Origin of the sequence: Lysinibacillus sp. RC79 (genome assembly GCF_041262405.1) — a bacterium.
In the GTDB taxonomy this organism is placed as follows: Bacteria; Bacillota; Bacilli; order Bacillales_A; family Planococcaceae; genus Lysinibacillus.
The window spans coordinates 1-21147 of sequence record NZ_JBGCCD010000045.1 but is presented as its reverse complement, the minus strand read 5'-3'; the positions used below and the strand labels follow the sequence as shown (position 1 = coordinate 21147).

16 protein-coding genes and 2 pseudogenes are annotated in these 21147 nt (G+C 36.5%); 3 read left to right on the top strand and 15 right to left on the bottom strand.

Annotated features, from left to right (window positions below; all coding sequences use genetic code 11):
- Positions 1–59 precede the first annotated feature (59 nt).
- The 8 genes and pseudogenes from ABH968_RS25790 to ABH968_RS25755 all read right to left on the bottom strand — a co-directional run bounded on the left by ABH968_RS25790 (position 60) and on the right by ABH968_RS25755 (position 9730).
- Positions 60–269 (bottom strand): hypothetical protein, encoded by a 210-nt coding sequence (locus ABH968_RS25790; protein ID WP_370048610.1) that lies wholly within the window; start codon positions 267–269, stop codon positions 60–62.
- Between the two features lie 57 nt (positions 270–326).
- On the bottom strand, positions 327–1841 hold the full coding sequence (locus ABH968_RS25785; protein ID WP_370048609.1) for an NCS1 family transporter: 1515 nt from the start codon (positions 1839–1841) through the stop codon (positions 327–329).
- Between the two features lie 222 nt (positions 1842–2063).
- Positions 2064–3326, bottom strand: coding sequence for an NAD-dependent dihydropyrimidine dehydrogenase subunit PreA (gene preA / locus ABH968_RS25780; protein ID WP_370048607.1), 1263 nt, complete (start codon positions 3324–3326; stop codon positions 2064–2066).
- Between the two features lie 13 nt (positions 3327–3339).
- Positions 3340–4707 carry an NAD(P)-dependent oxidoreductase gene (locus ABH968_RS25775; RefSeq protein WP_370048605.1) on the bottom strand — a complete coding sequence of 456 codons (1368 nt, stop codon included), beginning with the start codon at positions 4705–4707 and terminating at the stop codon, positions 3340–3342.
- A gap of 339 nt (positions 4708–5046) precedes the next feature.
- A pseudogene (gene hydA, locus ABH968_RS25770) lies at positions 5047–6195 on the bottom strand (dihydropyrimidinase); the annotation flags it as partial.
- Between the two features lie 208 nt (positions 6196–6403).
- A complete protein-coding gene (locus ABH968_RS25765; RefSeq protein WP_370048603.1) occupies positions 6404–7582 on the bottom strand; it encodes an RNA-guided endonuclease InsQ/TnpB family protein in 1179 nt (392 codons plus the stop codon).
- A 585-nt stretch (positions 7583–8167) separates the two neighbouring features.
- Positions 8168–8422 (bottom strand): annotated as a pseudogene (locus ABH968_RS25760) (amidohydrolase family protein); the annotation flags it as partial.
- Positions 8423–8485: 63 nt separating this feature from the next.
- Positions 8486–9730 carry a Zn-dependent hydrolase gene (locus ABH968_RS25755; protein ID WP_370048602.1) on the bottom strand — a complete coding sequence of 415 codons (1245 nt, stop codon included), beginning with the start codon at positions 9728–9730 and terminating at the stop codon, positions 8486–8488.
- Between the two features lie 138 nt (positions 9731–9868).
- Here ABH968_RS25755 and ABH968_RS25750 point away from each other — a divergent pair, with 138 nt between their 5' ends.
- On the top strand, positions 9869–11038 hold the full coding sequence (locus tag ABH968_RS25750; RefSeq protein ID WP_370048600.1) for a PucR family transcriptional regulator: 1170 nt from the start codon (positions 9869–9871) through the stop codon (positions 11036–11038).
- 209 nt (positions 11039–11247) lie between these two features.
- On the opposite strand, the gene ABH968_RS25745 is transcribed toward ABH968_RS25750, so the two are convergent.
- The 5 genes from ABH968_RS25745 to ABH968_RS25725 all read right to left on the bottom strand — a co-directional run bounded on the left by ABH968_RS25745 (position 11248) and on the right by ABH968_RS25725 (position 14691).
- A complete protein-coding gene (locus tag ABH968_RS25745) occupies positions 11248–11634 on the bottom strand; it encodes a DUF378 domain-containing protein (RefSeq protein ID WP_370048598.1) in 387 nt (128 codons plus the stop codon).
- 305 nt (positions 11635–11939) lie between these two features.
- Positions 11940–12428 carry a methylated-DNA--[protein]-cysteine S-methyltransferase gene (locus ABH968_RS25740; protein ID WP_370048597.1) on the bottom strand — a complete coding sequence of 163 codons (489 nt, stop codon included), beginning with the start codon at positions 12426–12428 and terminating at the stop codon, positions 11940–11942.
- Complete coding sequence (locus ABH968_RS25735; protein WP_370048595.1) at positions 12415–13188, bottom strand: DNA-3-methyladenine glycosylase family protein; 774 nt, start codon at positions 13186–13188, stop codon at positions 12415–12417. The genes ABH968_RS25740 and ABH968_RS25735 overlap by 14 nt, the downstream gene beginning before the upstream one ends.
- A 148-nt stretch (positions 13189–13336) precedes the next feature.
- Positions 13337–13900: a bifunctional transcriptional activator/DNA repair enzyme AdaA gene (locus ABH968_RS25730; protein ID WP_370048593.1), complete on the bottom strand. Its 564-nt coding sequence runs from the start codon at positions 13898–13900 to the stop codon at positions 13337–13339.
- Positions 13901–13920: 20 nt separating this feature from the next.
- Positions 13921–14691: an isocitrate lyase/PEP mutase family protein gene (locus ABH968_RS25725; RefSeq protein ID WP_370048591.1), complete on the bottom strand. Its 771-nt coding sequence runs from the start codon at positions 14689–14691 to the stop codon at positions 13921–13923.
- A 261-nt stretch (positions 14692–14952) separates the two neighbouring features.
- Here ABH968_RS25725 and ABH968_RS25720 point away from each other — a divergent pair, with 261 nt between their 5' ends.
- A complete protein-coding gene (locus ABH968_RS25720; RefSeq protein ID WP_370048590.1) occupies positions 14953–16758 on the top strand; it encodes a sensor domain-containing diguanylate cyclase in 1806 nt (601 codons plus the stop codon).
- A 53-nt stretch (positions 16759–16811) separates the two neighbouring features.
- On the opposite strand, the gene ABH968_RS25715 is transcribed toward ABH968_RS25720, so the two are convergent.
- Together ABH968_RS25715 and ABH968_RS25710 are read right to left on the bottom strand one after the other, a co-directional pair.
- Complete coding sequence (locus ABH968_RS25715) at positions 16812–18278, bottom strand: M20 family metallopeptidase (RefSeq protein ID WP_370048588.1); 1467 nt, start codon at positions 18276–18278, stop codon at positions 16812–16814.
- A gap of 28 nt (positions 18279–18306) precedes the next feature.
- The gene (locus ABH968_RS25710) at positions 18307–19524 is read right to left on the bottom strand and encodes an MFS transporter (RefSeq protein WP_370048586.1); all 1218 of its coding nucleotides are present in this window, start codon (positions 19522–19524) and stop codon (positions 18307–18309) included.
- A gap of 173 nt (positions 19525–19697) precedes the next feature.
- On the opposite strand from ABH968_RS25710, the gene ABH968_RS25705 reads away from it, so the two are divergent.
- On the top strand, positions 19698–21008 hold the full coding sequence (locus tag ABH968_RS25705; protein ID WP_370048584.1) for a hypothetical protein: 1311 nt from the start codon (positions 19698–19700) through the stop codon (positions 21006–21008).
- Positions 21009–21147 lie beyond the last annotated feature (139 nt).

Here is a 21147-nt window from a genome sequence, read left to right as displayed (position 1 = left end):
AAGCCTATTTGATTACGTAAAAAAACTCTATTCCATCGAATGGAATAGAGTTTACTTTATTACTGCAATAACGTCTGTTCTTGGAGCTTTGCAGAGAAATATTTGCGTGCATCTGATGTTAGAATTTGCATCAAAATAACCTCTTCTTGACGCGCAAATTCTACAAACATACCACTTAAATTTTCATAAACATATTTAATTTTAAAGCCACTATCTAAATAATGATCCACTTTTTTTATTTCCTCTGTGCTTTGTTGATGTTCTGACATGCAATCACCTCACCTTTCCGTTCATCAACCTCTTGATATTCTGTTAGGTGTTTAATATTATTCAGCACCTTTTAACAGCGGATCTGGTTGTTCAACGACATCATTCTCATCTGGAACAACTGTTGGAGCAGGCGCTTGTTGCTGTCCAAATAGTTCATCCAAATTGTGACCAACTGTAATCCCTAAATATTTTGCATCACTTGGATCTTCTAGCTCAACTTGAGGGTATTTTTTGAACCACCAATACTTCGCTAATACATAATATACAAGTGCTCCTACAAAGAACCCTATTAATGAGGAATAAGTGGAGAATACATTTGCCACTGCACCACCGATAATCCAAGCGATTAAACCAGCAAAGTTAAAGCCATTCCAATATTTAAATTGACCCTCTAAGTCATAAAGTGCTTTTACATGCACACGACGTTTACGGATTAAATAGTAATCAGCAAATAAAATACCAACGATTGCCGTTAAAATTCCTCCGATAATTAAAAGTGCATTTACTAACACATCAAATAAACTCCAAGGCTGTGCTAGAATACCAATTATTCCTGCAATAACAACCCCAACCCAAAACGGCACTTTTGGCCCACCGATATTTGAGAAGATCGTTGCCGCTGGGATAACATTTGCAGAGGTGTTAGTTGACCATTGTGCTAATACAATCATTAACAGTAAAATCCCTAAAATAAAGCCACTTGCACTTTGCTGTAGTGCATTGATAGGATCAGCAGAGGCAACAGCCATATAGCACACAGCACCAATTGTCACTATGAAAGTATTTGTAATCGGCATGACGATTAATGAGCCGACCAGCTGTGTTTTATTGCGTTTGAACCAGTTGCGTTCATTTTTTGGCGCTTTAAAGAAGCGTGAAAGTGAAGGCATATCGGCTGCTAGCGTCGACCAAAATCCCATATTCGCCATAATCACTACCATAAATGCAGTGAAGGCAGAGAATCCTGTTGTTGGCGCTTCCACCCACGTCCAAATATTTTTCCCTTGAGCTACTGCATTATCTGCCAAGGTATAATACATCCAGCAGGAAATTAAAATAATAACTGGTGCTGCTAAATCTGCAAAGCGTTCAATAGATTTAATACCTAGTGATGTATTAAATAACTGAAGTGCTGCAAAGACAATGAAACAGACAAACCAATTATCAAAACTAAAAAGTAAATTTAAAATGCCGTTTATCGCTAATGCTCCAAAATAAGTGTTCAGACCGAACCAACATGCAGCCGTTACACCTCGGACAAGTGACGGAATATGTGTGCCAAATGTACCAAACGGAGCACGCATATATACTGGGAATGATAAGCCATGTTCAATGCCTATATCACCAATTAACGTCATAAATACACCAATTAGACAAGAGCCAATTAACGTTGCTAAAATTACCATAGGCAATGGTAAGCTAATGATTGCTGAGCCACCGATTGCAAAAGCTGCTAAAACAATTGCCATCCCTATCCAAATTACTGCAAAACCAAATGTTCCAATATTTCTTTGCTGATGTGTCACTGGAAGTAAATCTGGGGATTTTAAATAATTCCCATCACGTTCCATATAATCTCTCCTTCTTTTATCAAATTTCCGTGACAACTTACATGAGGTTATTCCTTCCTTCAACGAAAATGCTGAAGGAAGGTGGAATTTCAGTTTATCTTCATTCGGCAAAATACTCCTACCTCAGAGAGTAGTGAGATGAATTCAAACACCCTACGAATGAAGATTAAGCCTCCAAACGCAATAACGCCAAGGCGAAATTGATTTTAGATTTTAGACTTTTTACTTAGATAGACTGCTAATCAGAGATTGACGTTCATTCCAAGTCATTGGTGGAACTGTAGATTTGCGTTCAACCATTGTAATAGCACCATCTACAGGACAAACGATTGAGCATAAATTACAGCCTACACAGTCCTCTTCCCGAACTTTCAGCATTGGGCGACCATCTTCTGAATATAAATCGATACATTGATGCGATGTATCTTCACATGCAATATGGCACTTGTTACAGTTAATGCAAACATCGTTATTAATTTCAGCCACGATTTTATAGTTTAAGTCCAGGTCACCCCAATTGGAATATCTAGAAACTGAGCGACCTACTAAATCCATGACAGAGGCAATGCCTTTATCGTCTAAATAGTTATTGAGTCCATCAATCATATCCTCAACAATACTAAAGCCATGATGCATTGCTGCTGTACAAACTTGCACGCCCGTAGCTCCCATTAATATAAACTCGGCAGCATCTTGCCAGTTGGAAATACCACCAATGCCCGAAATCGGAACATTGATTAATGGATTACGGGCACACTCTGCAACCATATTGAGTGCAATTGGTTTAACGGCAGGACCACAATAACCACCATGTGCACCCTTTCCTGCTACATGAGGCACTGTATTCCATGTATCTAGGTCGACACCCGCTAAGCTGTTAATCGTATTAATCATACTAATAGCATCTGCTCCACCTCTTGTAGCCGCTTCTGCCGTTACTGTAATGTCGGTAATGTTTGGCGTTAACTTCACAATTACTGGTGTTTTCGCTGCCTCTTTCACCCAGTACGTTTGCTTTTCCACCAATTCAGGTACTTGACCAGAGGCAGACCCCATTCCTCGTTCGGCCATCCCATGTGGACAACCAAAGTTAAGCTCAAGACCATCAACCCCCACATCTTCTACTCGTTTAACAATCTCATGCCATTTTTCTTGCTTTGGCTCCACCATTAAGGAAGCGATGATTGCGTGATGTGGAAACCTTTTTTTCGTTTCATAAATTTCTTGTAAATTTACCTCTAACGGACGATCCGTAATCAGTTCAATATTATTGAAGCCAGCTACTCTTTGTCCGTTAAAGCTAACAGCTGCAAAGCGGGAAGAAACATTTAAAATTGGATCCCCTAATGTTTTCCATACAGCACCACCCCACCCCGCTTCAAATGCGCGTTGTACTTGATAGCCTGAATTCGTTGGCGGTGCTGAAGCAAGCCAAAATGGATTCGGCGATTTGATGCCCGCTAAGTCAATGCGTAAGTCTGCCATATTAGTTCCTCCCTTATGCAATCTCACTTGGTTTTCTTAAACGTTCATGGATCTTGTATGCTGCGTCTTTTCCTTGCTGTACAGCTGTTACAACCATCGCCTCGCCCTGGCCATTTCCAAAGACGACATCTCCACATGCAAATACTTTGTCATTCGAAGTTCGCATTGTCGTTTCATCAATATCGACAACGCCATTTGTATGCTGTAAGCCAAAAGCTTCAATCAGTGACACAAAACGTGTTTGCCCAATTGCCTTAATAACAGCTTCCACTTCAATAATAAAATTGGACCCTTCAATCTCCTCAGGTCTTTGTCGACCATCAGCACCCGCTTCACCGAGCTTCATTTTCACACATTCAATGCCTACGACCTCACCTGACTCATTGCCAATAATTTTTTTCGGTGCTGTTAGCCACTTAAACTCCACACTATCCTGCTTGGCAAATTCATATTCAAATTTGTACGCAGTCATTTCCTTTTGTGTTCTTCTATAAAGAATTTGAACATTGTCAGCACCTAATCGCACTGCACATGTAGCACCGTCAATCGCGGTATTTCCTGCACCGATGACAGCCACTCGCTTCCCAACAATATCTTTTGTAAGCGGTCCCATTTTTGTTTTTCTGACAAACTCTATCGCATCATGAACACCGTCTAAATCTTCTCCCTCAATGCCCAGATTTGGCACAGCTCCCATACCGACTGCTAAAATAACACTGTCATATTGCTCCAAGATTTCATCAGCAAAAATATCAACACCGACAGTTGTGCTTGTTTTGATTTCCACACCAAGCTTTTCGATTTGTTCAATTTCCCAATCAACGACTTCGTTTGGTAAACGGAATGACACAATACCATAGCTCCCTAAGCCACCAGCTTTCGATTCAGCTTCATAAATAGTAACCTGATAACCAAATCGACTTAGTTCACGAGCAGCCGATAAACCAGCGGGACCTGAACCAATAATCGCTACCTTCAGTCCATTGCTTTGCCCTTGCTTAAATAGCTGAGCATTCGTTTCCATTGCCCAATCTGTTGCATAGCGCTGTAGCTCTCCGATTTTAATTGGCTTTGTTGAGGAATTTAACACACACGCCCCTTCACATAGTTCCTCCGTTGGACAAACCCTTGCACAGCTTGCACCAATTGGATTTGCTTCTAATATAGTCGTAGCAGAGCCCTTCATATTACCAGAAGCAATTTTTTTTATGAAATTTGGGATTTGAATACTCGTTGGACAGGCTTTAATACATGGTGCATTATAGCAATAAAGACAACGATTGGATTCCTCAATTGCTTCACTCTTTGTCATTCTACTAGTTAATTCCATAAAATTACGTGTTAACTGTTGGGACATTGTATTTTCTTGATTCTGAGCCATTTCCATATCCCCCTCATGTGTTCATTTTTTCCTTCTTATTACACCTTGGCGTAATTGATGTTAGAACCATTGAAAAAAGAGCCACACTTAACATTCATCTCACCACTTATAGAGGTAGATGTAGCTAAATGAAGATATTACGAGACCGATTGCTCTGTTCTCCATCCAAAGCAATCGGTCATAAAGTGAAACTTTAATCAGTAGGGGTTTTCTTCATCCCCCACTGATTATTAGTTGAACGAATCGGGCTTTTACGGGCAGTTTATCTCCCACTTAACTTCTTTGCTTTTGCTAAAATTTTGCGGTGGGAGTATTACTGCCCGTTAATGCGGGATAATGCTAAATGTTTAGTGCTTCTGTAGCTATAGCTTTTAATGGACGTTTAATATATTGCCCGCTACCTAGTACACCAACAAATTCTTTATTTTTAATGACATATTCTCCACGTACTAGTACACTTACTGGTTCACCTGTTACTTCCCATCCTTCATATGGGTTATAATCCACGTTCATATGATGTGTTTTAGCCGAAATTTCTCGTTTTACCTCTGGATCAAAAATAACGATATCGGCATCAGAACCGATTGCAATCGTTCCTTTTTGTGGGAATAAACCAAATATTTTTGCTGCACTTGTGGAAATCATATCGACAAACTCATGAATAGAAATTTTTCCTTTTGCAACACCTTCTGAATATAAAATACTGAAGCGGTCTTCAATAAAAGGTCCACCGTTAGGAATTTTAGAAAAATCATTTAATCCTAACTGCTTTTTACCCTTAAAACTAAATGAGCACTGATCCGAGCCAATTGTTTGTAGTTGTTTTGCTTTTAGAGCATTCCATAAATGATTTTGATGGTATTTCGGGCGAAGTGGTGGGGACCAAACATATTTTGCACCCTCAAAACCAGGTTGTGCTAAAGCAGATTGATCCAAAGTTAAATATGGTGGACATGTTTCACCGTAGACGTCATAGCCTTTTTCACGCGCAGCAATGATCTCATCTACCGCCTCTTTACAAGTTACATGGACAACATAAAGGGTAGCGCCAGCAATATGGGCTAACTCAATCGCACGTTTTGTCGCTTCGCCTTCTAATTCTGCTGGACGAGTGAGCGCATGATAAATCGGATCCTTATGACCTGCACGTCGCGCCTCTTCTACAAGCTCATCAATAACAGAACCATTTTCACAGTGCACCATAACAACAGCACCAAGGTCTTTCGCTATTTTAAAAGCCTTAAAAAGGGTGCGATCCGTTGCTTGAAATTCTTTCGCATAAGCCATAAACACCTTTACAGAAGTAATGCCCTCCTGCTCTAAAATTTGCGGCAATTCCGCTTCTGTTTCAGGAGTTAAATCACCAATCATTAAGTGGAATCCATAGTCGATAGCTGATTTCCCCTTCGCCTTGTCATGCCACTTTTCAACTGCAGCTGAAAGTTTTTCTTCGCCAGCCGTTAAGCAGAAGTCCAAAATAGTAGTCGTCCGATACGAAAAACATATACATTTCTAAAAAAATGTAGACATCTCTACTGTGACACAACTTATATCTTCCGACTTTCGTTTTTGTGTCTTCCTTATTCACTGAGTCTGGTTTCGCAAAAAGCTACTGCCATTTAGTATGACTCTCCAAAGGCTTAAATTCCGCAGTATCGTTGCGTACACATCTAAGGTTTAGTGTCAGTTAAATTCCTTAGATTGAGTAATTTGCTAAGTTAATGCTTGCGTTCAAATCTCTATCCAACTTCAATCCACAAGGGCAGATATATAATCTGGCTTTCAGTTTCAGATCGGATTTGATTTGTCCACAGCAAGAACAAGTTTTTGATGATGGAAACCATCTGTCAGCTTCAATAAATTCAATTCCGTATTTTTGACATTTGTATTGAATTTGCCATTTGAATTCATATAGCTTTTGCCCGGCTACCGCCTTCGCCAGATGTTTATTTTTCATCATACCTTTTACATTTAAATGTTCCATTACAATACGAGATGGCTTGGTTTTCACAATCTCATTAGAACATTGATGTAAATGATTTGTTCGGATATCGTTAAGTCGCTTATATAAATTACGGATTTCAGTGTTTTGTTTTTGAATATTTTTCATATTCCTTAAAGGTATTTTATAGATTGGCTTTCGGTTTTTAGTGTACTCTTTCGTGTTGGCTTCAAGCTTACGAGCTAGTTGTCGTTGTTCTCGTTTCAACTTTCGCTCTAATCGTTTGACTTCTTCGGTTTTGTTGATGTTCTTTTTCGACTCGCCATCAGAACAAACTGCCAATTTTTTGATCCCTACATCAATTCCTAAACTTTCGCTTGTCAAATCATATTGCTCAAATTCTTGCTCATACCCAATTGATAAGAACCAATTTCTTCCGTCAAATGAAATGCGCGGATTCGAATATTTATGACCTTTTTTAAGCTTAGGAAGCGCAATGCAAGTTTTTACACTGCCAATCTTTTCACCTCTAAAACCATCATTTGTTCGTTTTAAACTTTCGTAATTTACATAAAAACTAACTTTACTTCTTCGTCTGCTTTTGAACCTTGGCTTTTCAGTCAAGCCTTCGAACCAACGCTTTCTAGCAATATCGGCATCTTTTACCGCCTGTTTCATCACATTACTTCCGACTTCCTTAAGCCATTTATGCGTTGTTGGTTTCAGTTCGTTATTGATTTTCTTCCGAACTTCGCCCTCTTTGACTGTACGCTTCTCGTCGTTATAAATACGTTCACTTTCAGCCAAGAAATAATTGTAAGCCCATCTCGCAGTCCCCGCAGACTTCCAAAACAAAATCTCTTGTTCTTTAGTTGGTTTTAGTCTTATCTTTGTCGCACGTTTAGCAAATTCCCCAATGGACATTAATTCCATGCGTACCACCTCTCTTTCACTAAGATAAAATCTCATTACCCTATTTAGAGAGGTTGTTAACATTTTTATATTTGTATATATTTTTCTTGTTCACACTAAGGCGCAACCCTTCATGCAGTCTTTCTCTCACGAGTAGACCTCTTATGCTTTCACATAAGCGCAGACTATATCTTCATCTTATCTTCTAATAAGAGCCACATTTTTCTTCCGCCATTTGCTTGCGGTTTTACTCTCCCTCAAGGAGATAGTCGTTGAACGTCTTCCTTGTCTCATTAGAGATTTAGGAGTTCGCTGCTAAACATCCATTGCCAAAGCACTTAGCGCTACCGTTTTCCGTTGTCACGATGACCCTTTTCGGACACTGAGTAATTTTTTTCAGCTTATGCCATCCTTGTTGTTTTTTCTGCTTTCGCACCGTTACGTCTGCCGTTTCCAGCTCCGCTTTGGTCACAAGGCTTTAGGAGTTAAAAGCAATTAACGTGGAGTTCGCACCAATCGCTTGATACGAAGGGTATTCTGTTATAAATCTATGCTTCTATACAGATTTGTATAGTTTTGTCTAAATTTGTTGTAACAGTTTAGTTACCCACCGAAAGCCGCTGCAATGGTACCAGATTTCCAATCATCATCAGTCACAGTATTGTTAAATGGCATATCTAAATGTGTGTGCGGATCAATTCCTCCGGGCATCACATATTTACCGGTAGCATCAATAACTTCTGCCCCAACGTCGGATAGATTTTTGCCAATTTGAACAATTTTTCCGTTTTCAATTAAAATATCTGCCTCAAAAACATCTGCAGCTGTCGCCACTCGTCCACCTTTAATAATTTTTTTCATTGTACCCCTCACCCTTCGTAAAATAATGGAGAATGCTCAATCATAATAATGTTAGGAACTACCTTAATGTAAAGTGTAGGTCTCTCCCATACTGAACTTTGTTTGCAGCGTCAACACTGTTTCAAGTAATACATCTGCTCCTTTCGCACAATCCTCAAATGTTGTTTCCTCTTCCTCGCAATGACTCTTACCATTAATACTTGGTACGAAAATCATCGCTGATGGAACAATGCTTGCAATATATTGCGCATCATGTCCTGCCCCGCTAAACATACGATGAGAAGAATAGCCGAAGCTCTGACAAGCCCTTTCCACTTCATTACAAATATGAGTATCAAAATAGACTGTATCTCTACCCCATAGCTTAACTGGCTTAACGCTACAGCCCATATCCTCTGTAGGAAGATTATTCAGTATGTCCTCAACCTTTTGCATAACTTCTGGTTTTTGATGACGTGAATCTATCGTAAATGTCACATTGTTCGGTATAACGGTATGAATATTTGGAGAAACATTCATTCGGCCAAAGGTAAACACTAACTGTTCATCAATTTTTCCGAGCTCTTCATGTAAATACGTAATGATTTTTGAAGTTACGATCATCGGATCTTGACGCATTGTCATTGGTGTCGTTCCAGCATGATTGGACTGCCCTGAAACCATAATTTCATAGCAAACCATGCCTAATACACCTTCAACAACTCCTATTTCCAGTTGCTTCGCCTCTAGAACAGGTCCTTGCTCGATATGCAATTCGATATAAGCAAGTGCTTCATTTAAACGATTTTCTTGATCTCCCTCATAACCACTTGCTTGCAGTGCTTCTTTGAAACTAGTGCCATTTTTGTCGACAGATTGCAGCATTTTTTCTTTTTCAAATTTAGCTGAGATGACACCAGAGCTCATCATTGCAGGATCAAAACGAGCACCTTCTTCATTCGTAAAATTCACAATCATTATAGGGATATCTAGCTCAATCTCGTTTTCCTTTAACGTTCTAATGGCCTCTATTGCCGTTAAAACGCCTAATACACCATCAAATTTCCCACCCTTTTCAACGGAATCTAAATGCGACCCCATAACAATTGGAGGGACATCCTTTTTTCCAGGTAGAATGGCATAAATATTACCCATATCATCGACTTTAATGTCCATCCCTAATTCTTCACAACACTCACAAAAATAGTTTCTTGCTAATACATCCTCATTCGAAAGAGACAAACGAGTTACGCCACCATTTTCTGTAGCTCCAAATTGACTAAATTGTTCAATTAACTCTTGCAATCGTCTACTATTACACTTATACATATGCAAGTCCTCTCTTTCACAGTAGTTATACACATTCTATAAAAGATAAAAATTATGAGATATAGATAGCAAACTAAAAAAATATGTGCATCTGCACATAATATATGGTAAGTTATGTTCATAATAAGGGGGGGGAAAATGGGGACAATTCGCAAAATTGTAGAGGGGATCCAATTCCCAATGCTAACATTAGTAGCTGGACATAGCGGAACTTTTCGGAGAGTTACAGGGATTAACGTAGTAGAAAGCATCGATTTAATTATGTTTTGTAGACCTAATGAATTAGTCGTGACTACAGGTATTAATTTATCTTCAGAAGGAGATTCCTTAGAGCAACTTGTAAAACTAGCTTTCTCTAAAAAAGTAGCAGGTTTTATTATTAATACCGGCCCATATATTCCAAATATACCAGAATCAGTCATCACTTTTGCCAACGAACATGATTTCCCTATTTTTCACATGCCATGGAACTATCGAATAGCAGATCTATTAAAAACAACATTTCAATTTATCGCCAATCACCATCAAGAGCTTTCTATCGAAGAAAAGGTTCTTTATAACTTACTTTTTCACTACAAACAAAACGCCGACTACATTAAAGATCAATTAGCACTACTAGGTTTTCCACAAGGTAGGGAGTTAGCCATCATTTCATGTACAACAAATGGTGCACAAGCTAATATTGACCGTTATGAGGTCATGATCCAATTTGCATTTCAAAATAGATATAAACGCTTCTTAAAACTAAAGCATAAAAATCACCTCATCTTTTTAATCGACAGAGCACAAATCATTACGCCAAATACTCCCTTCTCAAAAGTTGTTGAAGAAATTTACGACAAAATCACGCAAAAAAATGGTTACTTGGATATTATCATTGGTAAAGGAAATTATCATAAAGAGCTTGGAAATGTTCGCAAAAGCTATGATGAGTCATTAACAGTAATCCAATTAGCAAAGCTTCATAACAATCGTTTCCTATATAAATATAAAGAAATTGGTGCCTACAAAATTATCATGGCCGTGCAAAATCAAACATTAATCAAATCATATAGCCAAGACATCTTAGGTGTGCTTTATCGCTATGATGAATTGCATAGCTCAGATTATGTACAATTTTTACGCATTTTTCTCGAGGAAAATGGTAGTACCCGTAGGATTAGTGAACGTCTATTTATTCATCGCAACACAGTACTTTATAAAATAAAAAAAATAGAAACGCTATTAGATATGGACTTAAGTAACCCATTTACAAAAACAAATCTCTACATCGCATTTTTGATTGAAGATGTATTGACACACCAATAAATTTTATCACCATAAGATTTCCGTTCGCCTTTCTAGATAATAACTGCTAATGGGACAGACGAATGTAAGAACTTCTAGTAAAAATCCGCTTCGTTATCTGGGTGCCAATCCCTTATTTCTTTGCGGATTTTTCTCCTAGCCATAAACGAAAAAACTGACGAACCAAATGTGGTCACCAGTTTTTTTGGGTACTATCGATAAACTAAGGGTTATTTTTTGTTTTTGTTTTTAGTTTTATTTTTGCTATGTGAATCCTTTTTTTCTTCTTTTAGTACATTAGTTGTTTTTAATGCAGTAAAATCTGCTTCATCACCAAACTCCATACCATAGCTTGGGTTTCTGTCTATGCGAGTATGATGATCTTGATCAAGATTTAGATCAGGATTAAGGTCTTCATCCCCATCAAATCGCATAATAAGCACAGGTAAGGATATTAGTCCCGCTAATCCAACGAATGCATAAATCCATCGTGACAATACTGCGGTTTGTCCACCAAACAAATAGGCAACTAAATCAAATCTAAAAAATCCTATAAGCCCCCAGTTGATTGCGCCAATGATGACTAACACTAAAGCGGTTCTATAAACTACGCTCACGTTTACACCTCCTTCATTTGTAATTACGAAGCTAGTTAACACTTGAAGTTCATGCTTCACATGTATAAAAAGCGTCGATACTGCAAAAAAACTGTCATAACAAGTGGTAAAATTACAAATACTTATTATTTAATTAAATCACCCATTTTGACGGTCTTATTTTTAGCAATAACCGCTTATTTATACAAAAGGCATGCCTAGGCTAAGTTATATTACAAACAAAGGGAACGTTAGAAAATCGAAGGAAATAAACCACTTTTTAAATAGCTGGCTTATTACCCATACGAGGTATGATCATCATAAATTTATTTCTTAATTCCCTTACTATTTAATTTTTCATGTTGTAGCAGCCATTCCTTTCTCCATATCCCACCTGCATAGCCTGTTAATGTTCCGTTTGAGCCAATAATTCGATGGCAAGGAATGACGATGCTTAAATTATTTTTGCCATTTGCACTTCCTACAGCTCTCACAGCTTTTTCATTGCCGATGGAAACGGCAATTTCTTTATATGTTGCTGTTTCACCATAAGCAACACTTGTTAAAGCAGTCCAAACCTCTTTTTGAAAGTTAGTACCCTCAAAATCATAAGAAAATGTAAACTCATGGCGCTCACCGATGAAATATTCATGTAGCTGTTGTTGGCAATCTAATAAAACTTGGGGTGTTTCTTTTTGAGGAACACTTACTATTTGATCTTGCTCTGAAAACATTATTGAATAGACCTCTGTATCAGAACCTACAATTTCAATGATGCCGATGGGAGAGTTAAAATCTAATTTATATTGTTTCATCGTATAGAGACCTCCATAAATAAAAAGTGGCATAAGCCTCCCAGTCTTTCCAATGTGTTGCGATGCTCTTAATTTCTTCAATAGTCGGCTTACGATTTAATGCTAATTGATTTTTCAAGGCATTATGAAGACCGACATCCGCAATAGGAAATGAGGTTGGATCTTGTATGCATTTCATAAGCACATAATCAGCTGTCCATGCACCAACGCCTCGAATCGCCATTAAGAAATTTTTACTTTTTAAAAAATCTTCTTGTTGAAGCAATATTTCTTTTGTCAATTGTCCGCTTGCCATGATTTTTGCAATATCTATAATGTACTCAGATTTTCTAAGTGTAAATTGCAAATTTCTTAAGTCATCCACCTGAATAGCGGCAACTCTTTCATATGTTGGAAACAGCCAATAAGTTTCTCCTTCAAATGTTAGGCTTTCTCCAAATTGTTCTACAAAACGTCTTTTTAATGTGTATGCGAATGTTAAATTAATTTGTTGTCCGATAATGGCCCATACGAGTACTTCGAATAAATCTGGCATGCCTATTATTCGTAAACCGTAATATTTTTTAACGAGAGGCTGCAAAATTGTATCTTCTTGAGCCATTTCATAAAAACTGCTCAAATTTTTTTCTAAATCGAACCATTGCCAAATGTACTGTGCAATTTTTTCTAAGGCGCTTTCAGATGGTACGTGTATTGGAAATTCGACTTTGATAGAATTTGATTGATGCCCTATTTTACATAAAATATTTTGTCCATCCACTTAAAGCAATTTATATATATAACTGTCTTTTATTCGATGCAGCACCTCTTTTTTAGATCTATTTAAGAATATTAGGCACTCAGTATAATTAAATGCTGCAGGTGGATTAATCACAATATAGGTTTCGTTATTGATCCAATTCATGTCCTTAACTCCTCACAAGGTTTCGATATTCACTTGGTGAACAATATTTTAAGTTCCGAAACACTTTATAAAAGTTTGATGGGCTTTGAAATCCGGCTTCATAGCAAACCTCAAGATTTGTATAACTTGTATTTTTTAAAAAATATACGGCTTTATCTATTCTTATTTTCTCTAAATAAGCTCGCGGTGTTTCACCAGTTTCTTGTTTAAATAGGCGTTCAAGATGGAATGGACTTATTCCCACATAATTAGCAATATCCTGTAATGTTAATCTTTGTTTATACTCATTTATTAAATAGGCTGTTACTTTTTTGATGAGTTGAGTATGCGGAGAGAGTTCCACTTCAGGCTGGCACCTTTTACAAGCACGATATCCAGCACTCTCAACCTTTTGAATATCGTCGTAAAATTCTACATTTATTTTTTTCGGCTTTCGTGATTTGCATGAAGGACGGCAATAGATTTTAGTAGTCTTTACAGCCGTATAAAATAGCCCATCATATGTTTGATTACAGGCCATAATTTTCTCCCACATTTCCTCAAATGAAAGATTGATTTTGTTGTTCACTATTCCATCCCCTTTGCAGCCTATTTCTCATATAAAAACGCCGTATTTTGCTTCTCCAGTAATTGGCTAGCATTCATTTTTAAATAAGCTATTATTTTGTCTGATAGTGCATTGCCGAAGCTAAAACGTTTTACCCCTAATTCTTTAAGCTTATTACAATCCGTCAGTTCAGGTAAAGAAAGTAGATTAATGGGTGCATCTATATTCAAAGTTATTTCTCTTATCTCCTCATCATCTGTTAATCCTGGAATAAATATGCCACTTGCTCCGCTCTCCACATAAGCCTTTGCTCTATTCATAGTTTCTATAAATGGATTCTGCATCAGAAAATACGTATCTGTTCTAGCATTAATAAAGAAATTTTTATAACCGTGATTATCTAACATCGTTCTCATTTCCGCTAGAAGTTTACAATGCTCGTTTAGATTTCGTAATCCCTTTTGTTTTTTGAGTGAATCTTCAATATTGATACCTGCAACTCCCAGATCCGCCGTCCTTAAAACATTTTCTAAAATTGTTTTCTGATCTTGTCCATATCCCGCCTCAATATCTGCAGAAACAGGTATTTTTACATTGTCTGCAATTGTTTTAATAATGGCTAAGTGCCGATCAAAATCAATTAACTCACCATCTGCATACCCTAGTGAATTGGCAATTCCCCAGCTTGTTGTACCAATCGCTTTGAAACCAACTTTTTCTAAAGTTAACGCAGATAATAAATCCCACGCATTTCCTATAAATAATAGTTCTTTAGCTGAATGTAGCTCATTAAATTCCTGAATTTTTGACATCATGATGCCTCCTTATTACTTATTAGCCATCATATTATCAGGAAAAACACATTCATTTCGTCCTCATTCTTGCTCTTATGGTCTTTGAAAATAATCAAAGGATTCCTAATCGAATTATCTTCTTTTTATTCGTAAAAATCCTAAACATAGAATAAAGTGTGATATATTTACATAATACTCTATTTTTAGAGCACCTTATTTTACCTTTCATCAGCATAACTAGTAACTGAAGGATAGGGATTAGGATAGGAGAAAAAATACATGATGAAAAATAAAATTATAAAAACCAACCTGTTATTTTATTTTTTTATCGTACTCATATTTACTTTTACACAATTCAGCTTACCATGTCATGCTGCAGAACTATCAGAACCTATTAAATTGGGAAAGCATTATGATATTTTGCGTGATCCGTCAAAAAAAATTACTATCGAAGATTTATTAAGTGGTACATATGACAATTCCTTTGTCACTAGTAAAGAGAATTATTTATTTTTTTGGCATACGAATGATACAATTTGGCTACGATTAGATGCCGATGAAATATTAAAGGATAAACAGGAGTCTTACTGGTTAGAGGTAACAGACAAGCTAGATAGCATTGAAATGTATTTAGTGAAAGAAGATGGCACCTATAGTGTTCAAAAAAGAGGAATTTCAAATATTGACAATCAAAACATTCATTATCGCTCTAATTTATTTCAAATCCAAGACCCATCCGTCAAAGAAATTTATATAAAATTAGATGGCGAATTACCATTAAATTCAATTTCTTATCTTTTTACAAACGATAGCTTTATCAATAAGATTATTGACTATAAATATTTAACAGGAATTTTTTATGGATTCTTATCCGCATTATTAATTTACAATTTATTTTTGTTTTTTTCGTTAAAAGAAAAGGCTTATTTTTACTATGTTATGTATATGTTTAGTTTTATCCTCTATCAAGCTACATTGAATTCTTTAGATATTGAATTAGCAAGTCAATATTTGCCTAAATGGTTTTTTATAAAATCCTCAGCGATAAGTGGTAATCTTTTACTGTTATTTATGCTTCTATTTTGCAAAGAGTTTCTTGAACTAAAAAAATATTTACCTCGATTCCACAAAATCGGAAATCTACTATTATGGATCACTATACTTTCTTTAATTGCTTCATTCATTGTCCCTGATGTTACGATTACAAATAATTTTACAATTATTTTTGCTGTAGTAGTCTTTATTTTTCTTTGGTTATCAGGAATATTTGTGTTGTTAAAAGGTCAGAAGATGGCCAGATTTTATTTGGTAGGTTGGACAGTTCTGCTTGGTTCCATTATTGTACAAGCATTGGCCTTTTTAAGTTTAATTCCATTCCATCCAGTTATATTTGAGGAAGTTCCTGCAGTTGGTGCTATTTTTGAATCTATATTTTTGTCATTAGCATTAGGCGATAAAATCAATATTATTAAAAAAGAGCATCAAGAAATGCAACAAACGCTCAATGAAACGCTCGAACATAAAGTAAAGGAACGAACACAAGAGCTAGAAAGAGCAAAACTTGAGCTTGAAAAATTAGCAAATACAGATCGCCTAACTCAAATTCCAAATCGTGTAAGGTTAGATGATGTGTTAGAAGAAGCATTTCAACATGCTCAGCATCATGAGGCCCCGTTCTCTATTATTCTACTAGATATTGATTATTTTAAAGAAGTAAATGATGAGTTTGGCCATCAAGTAGGCGACTTAGTTTTAATGAGCGTAGCAGAGATATTGCAAAATACTATTCGAGAACAAGATACAATTGGAAGATGGGGTGGCGAGGAGTTTTTAGTTATTTGTCCTCAAACTACACTAAATGATGCTGTAAAGCTTTCTGAAAAGCTTCGTCAACAATTAGAAAATCATCAATTCCCTGTTGTGCAACGAAAAACTAGTAGCTTCGGTGTAACTAGCTATGTAGATGGTGATACGCGAAATACATTATTATCAAGATGTGATAAAGCGTTATATCAAGCAAAAGAACGAGGCAGAAATTGTGTTGAATTTTTAAAGGATGATGTCACTGTCTCCTCTTCGTTATAAAAAACAAAAGAAGCGTCATTGACAGTTTTCTTGTCTTGACGCCTCTTTTTCAATTATTCGATTACGTCAGATGCGTATTTGCGGATGTGTGAAGGTTTAACATCTTGAGGAATTGGATTTTGATAAATCTCATTTCCTAAACGTTCTTTTAGCTCTTGCTTTGCTTGTGCAATTAATTCCGGTTGCGCCAGCATCGCAGCAGCAGTGGCAGCCATAACTTTCCCAGCATGAAGCATCCCTTTATGAGCGATAGATGTCGTACCTGTAGCAACGACCTGCCAAGAATGCAGTTGTGTCCCTTGTGCATGACATGTCGTTGTACATTGTGCAGTTGGAACAACCCAGCTTACATCCCCCACATCTGTTGAGCCTGGCATCGTGATAGTTGTAAATGCTTTATTGTAAGGGAATAACGTTGTTGATAATGCTGTATCCTTTTCCTTTGCAAGTAGCTCTCTAAATACTGGAATAGCGGCCAGACCTCCTCCATTCTTTTCCTGTTCGGAAAGAGTCTTTCTAATTTCCGTAGCAAATTCATAATCTTGTTCACTGAATTGTGGTGTACCAAGTTGTGTAAACTGTTCAAACATTATTTGCTGCATTGTATGGTTTGGAACTAGATTAGAGCATGCTTTGTCAAAGTTGATTTCAACATTTGTACCTGTCATTAATGTGGCACCCTCAGCAATCTTACAGACACGATCATAAATTTCATTGACTTGGCTTGTTTTTGGTGCACGTACTAAATAAAGTACACTTGCATCTGCTTGTACAATATTCGGTGATAATCCACCTGTATTTGTCACTGCATAGTGCACGCGTGCTTCTGGAATTATATGCTCACGAAGATAGTTAACTCCCACGTTCATAAGTTCAACGGCATCCAGTGCACTGCGACCTAAATGCGGCGCCTGAGCTGCGTGGGCAGAACGTCCAGTAAACTTAAAGGAAGCTTGAACATTGGCTAAGGAGCTCGTACACATCATTAAATTATGGTCAGCAGGATGCCAGCATAAAGCAAAATCTACATCATCAAAAAGACCTGCACGGACCATTAATGTTTTGCCAGAGCCACCTTCTTCTGCTGGACAACCATAAAATCTGATTGTACCAGGAATATTATGTTTTTCCATGTAATCACGTAAAGCTACTGCCGCTGCCAAGGATCCTGTACCGAGAAGATTATGTCCACAGCCATGACCATTTCCCCCTTCTTGAGTAGCAGCTTTCATTGCTGCCCCTCCTTTTTGACTTAAGCCAGAAAGGGCATCATATTCTCCTAAAAAAGCAATAACAGGTTTCCCACTTCCGTAGCTACCGATAAAAGCCGTTTCTAGGTCAGCCACTCCCTTCTCAACTTGAAAACCTTCACTTTCCAATGCCGTGCATAATAATTCAGCAGATTGAAATTCCTCAAAACGAATTTCGGCAAAGTTCCAAATTTTATCGCTGATATTTATATATTTATCTCGCTTCTCTTCAATAATTTTGGATATTTCATTTATATAAGAATTAGACATAAACCTTTCACTCCGTTTTCTATTTTTATTAAGCTGTTGGATTTGTAGTTATTGATGTTTTAGTTCTTAAAGTTGTCGCTGTTAGAATAGGAATTATAACCATAACCATTAAGAACAAGAATGCTGCTGAATAAGATCCATTAAATAGCGAGATGATGTACCCCATTATAGATGGAGATATTGCACCAGCTATCTGACCACCAAAATACATAAATCCTGTTGCAGTTCCAATAACATCATGTGAGAAATATTTAAGTGGTAAAGTTAATATCGTTGTTGTAGCAAACAAGCAGCCCGCCAATGTTAAAGCTTGAAATGTTACAATCATCGTAATTGAAGAAGCGTTCGTCATGAAAAATAAACTAATGCCTGCAATAAAAGCACCAAACATAATTAAATATTTCTCTTTACCAACAGCAAATTTATCAATTAGCCAGCCTGTTAGCACTACAGCAATTAATGCTGCTAACGCAGGAATTATTGCTAGTGCTCCCATCGAAACCATATCTAAATTTTTTGCCTTTACCATATAAGTCGGCATCCACGATGTAAGTCCCCAATTGACAATACTGACGCCAAAGTACATCAACATTAACTGCCAGAGCATTGGCATTTTTAATAATTTTTTTAGTGGCACTTTCACTTTAATAGACTTTGCCTCTTCTCTGTATTGAGTGTTTGGCTTTAATAAAAAATAAAGGACAATCGTTAATAGGAATCCTAAAACACCAAAAATAAAGAATAAATTTCTCCAGCCAATAGAAATTATTAAAGCAGCAGCTACAATAGTCGAAATCATACTACCAATAGTAGTAGCAGCTGTAAGCGTTGACTTTGCACGACCTCGTTCTGATTTTGGGAAATTGTCTGCAATTGCTAATGAGCTAGCTGCAGGAAAACTTCCTTCTCCAATCCCAAAGAGTAACCGAATCGCAATAAGTGATACAAATGACCATGCAAAGCCAGTCAAAATCGTGAAAATAGACCACAATAAAACCGAAATAAGAATCATACGTCTTGCCCCATATTTATCTGATAAATATCCCCCAACTAACTGCATCACTGCATAACTCATGAAAAAGACACTGATAATTAACCCTGCTTGCGTCTCATTTAAACTAAACTCCTCCGCAATAGGAATAATTGCTACATTCATAGATAGCTTATCCAAATAATTTACAATCCAAGTTAAAAATAAAATCCCAAGAATTATGTACTTCTGCTTACTTGTGTTAGACCTTTCCAATAAGAGTCCCCCTTGTGTTTATTTTCGGACATATTAAAGACTGTCTTTAAATGATTATAGAGGATGCTTATAAAAAAAATCAACAAAATTCAAAAAATATGCTTCCATATTGCTATAAGATGCAAATGTCAAATATACTAGAGCTAATAGAAAATCTAGGAGGAGAATTCATTTTGATTCGAATCGGTGTGATTGTAGCGCATAATTCTCTACAAGATGTTTTACCAATCAAAGAACAATTAAAAGAACGCTGCGAATTAACTTTTTTTACATATAAAAAGCTTTCTGAAATTAAACCATTATATTTAGAAAACTATTTATTTTTTGATGCAGTTGTTATGAACGGCCTAGCCCATTTAGTATTGCAAAGCTCAAATGTTATGTATCAAATACCCACCTACTACTACATGGCAAATGAGCGAGATTTTTATAAAAAGCTATTTCATATCAGTAGAAAATATCCTAGCTTGGACTTTTCTAAAGTGACATTTGACTTTAGTGGATATACAGATTTAATTAAATTAGAGGAATTATATTTAAAAAATGAAGAGGCACATATTATCCATTTAGATATTACGGATAATTTTTATGAGGAATTATTAGAAAGACATATCGAATTAAATAGATCTGGAAAGGTAGATCTATCTATTACTGCTTTTAGTAATATATTAGACAAGCTTTCTAAGCAAGGTGTGAACGCAGAGCTTATCACAGCATCTCCAGAAACTATTTTAGAAGTATTTGAAAAGGTTATTTTAGAGGTCCGACATAAACAATTATCAGAAAGTATTATGGCAATTGGTGAAATAACAGGTGATGCCTTGATTCCTTCTAAAATAGAAAATACTAATGCAGAATTTAATCAAAGCTTGTTGCATACTACGCTATTGGAATATAGTAAAAAGAATCATTTAACGATGATTATACAAAAACAAAGTGTTCATTTTGAAATTTTCACCTCTCAAAAGGATTTACTAACAATGACTAATAACTTTTCACAAGATGAATTAGTAGAGGCTTTATCGGAAAACTTACCGTTTGCCATTAATATCGGGTGGGGAATTGGTCAAAACATTGATGAAGCTCGGAAAAAAGCACATATCGCCAATCACGAAGCTCACCAACAGGAAAAGCCATCATTTATTATTACAGAAAGTGGTCAACTAATAAGTCCCAATACAGAAGAAAAAGTTGTTTTACAAATGACAGAAGAAACTCCTGAGCTACAACGATTAAGTGAAAAATTAGATATTTCCCTCCTTTTAATCCAAAAGATTCTATCTGTCATTGAAAAAACAAATACAAATGAATTATCCTCTGCTGATATTGCCTTACATTTAGGCATCACAATTAGAAGCTCAAACCGTATACTGAACGAGCTAGAAAGTAAAGGTGTCGCTGAATTAATTTATAAGAAGCATGAAAAACTTCGCGGCAGACCAAAGAAATTTTATAAGATTAACTTTCATCAAGGTGAATCGTAAAGAAGATTGAGTGTCTTTAAATAGCAATTAGCCCTCGCAATTTGTGAGGGCACTGAAAAACTTACGTTTTCATAAAAGCGAACCCTTTTCAGTAAAAATAAGGCACTTCTTGTTCAATTTTGAACAGGAAGTGCCTTAT

Coding starts and splice junctions, on each gene's coding strand:
- ABH968_RS25785 (WP_370048609.1), bottom strand. CDS start 1,841: ATGGAACGTGATGGGAATTATTTAAAATCCCCAGATTTACTTCCAGTG.
- ABH968_RS25715 (WP_370048588.1), bottom strand. CDS start 18,278: ATGTCTAATTCTTATATAAATGAAATATCCAAAATTATTGAAGAGAAG.
- preA (WP_370048607.1), bottom strand. CDS start 3,326: ATGGCAGACTTACGCATTGACTTAGCGGGCATCAAATCGCCGAATCCA.
- ABH968_RS25740 (WP_370048597.1), bottom strand. CDS start 12,428: ATGAAACAATATAAATTAGATTTTAACTCTCCCATCGGCATCATTGAA.
- ABH968_RS25775 (WP_370048605.1), bottom strand. CDS start 4,707: ATGGCTCAGAATCAAGAAAATACAATGTCCCAACAGTTAACACGTAAT.
- ABH968_RS25720 (WP_370048590.1), top strand. CDS start 14,953: ATGATGAAAAATAAAATTATAAAAACCAACCTGTTATTTTATTTTTTT.
- ABH968_RS25755 (WP_370048602.1), bottom strand. CDS start 9,730: ATGTATAAGTGTAATAGTAGACGATTGCAAGAGTTAATTGAACAATTT.
- ABH968_RS25750 (WP_370048600.1), top strand. CDS start 9,869: ATGGGGACAATTCGCAAAATTGTAGAGGGGATCCAATTCCCAATGCTA.
- ABH968_RS25790 (WP_370048610.1), bottom strand. CDS start 269: ATGTCAGAACATCAACAAAGCACAGAGGAAATAAAAAAAGTGGATCAT.
- ABH968_RS25725 (WP_370048591.1), bottom strand. CDS start 14,691: ATGTCAAAAATTCAGGAATTTAATGAGCTACATTCAGCTAAAGAACTA.
- ABH968_RS25765 (WP_370048603.1), bottom strand. CDS start 7,582: ATGGAATTAATGTCCATTGGGGAATTTGCTAAACGTGCGACAAAGATA.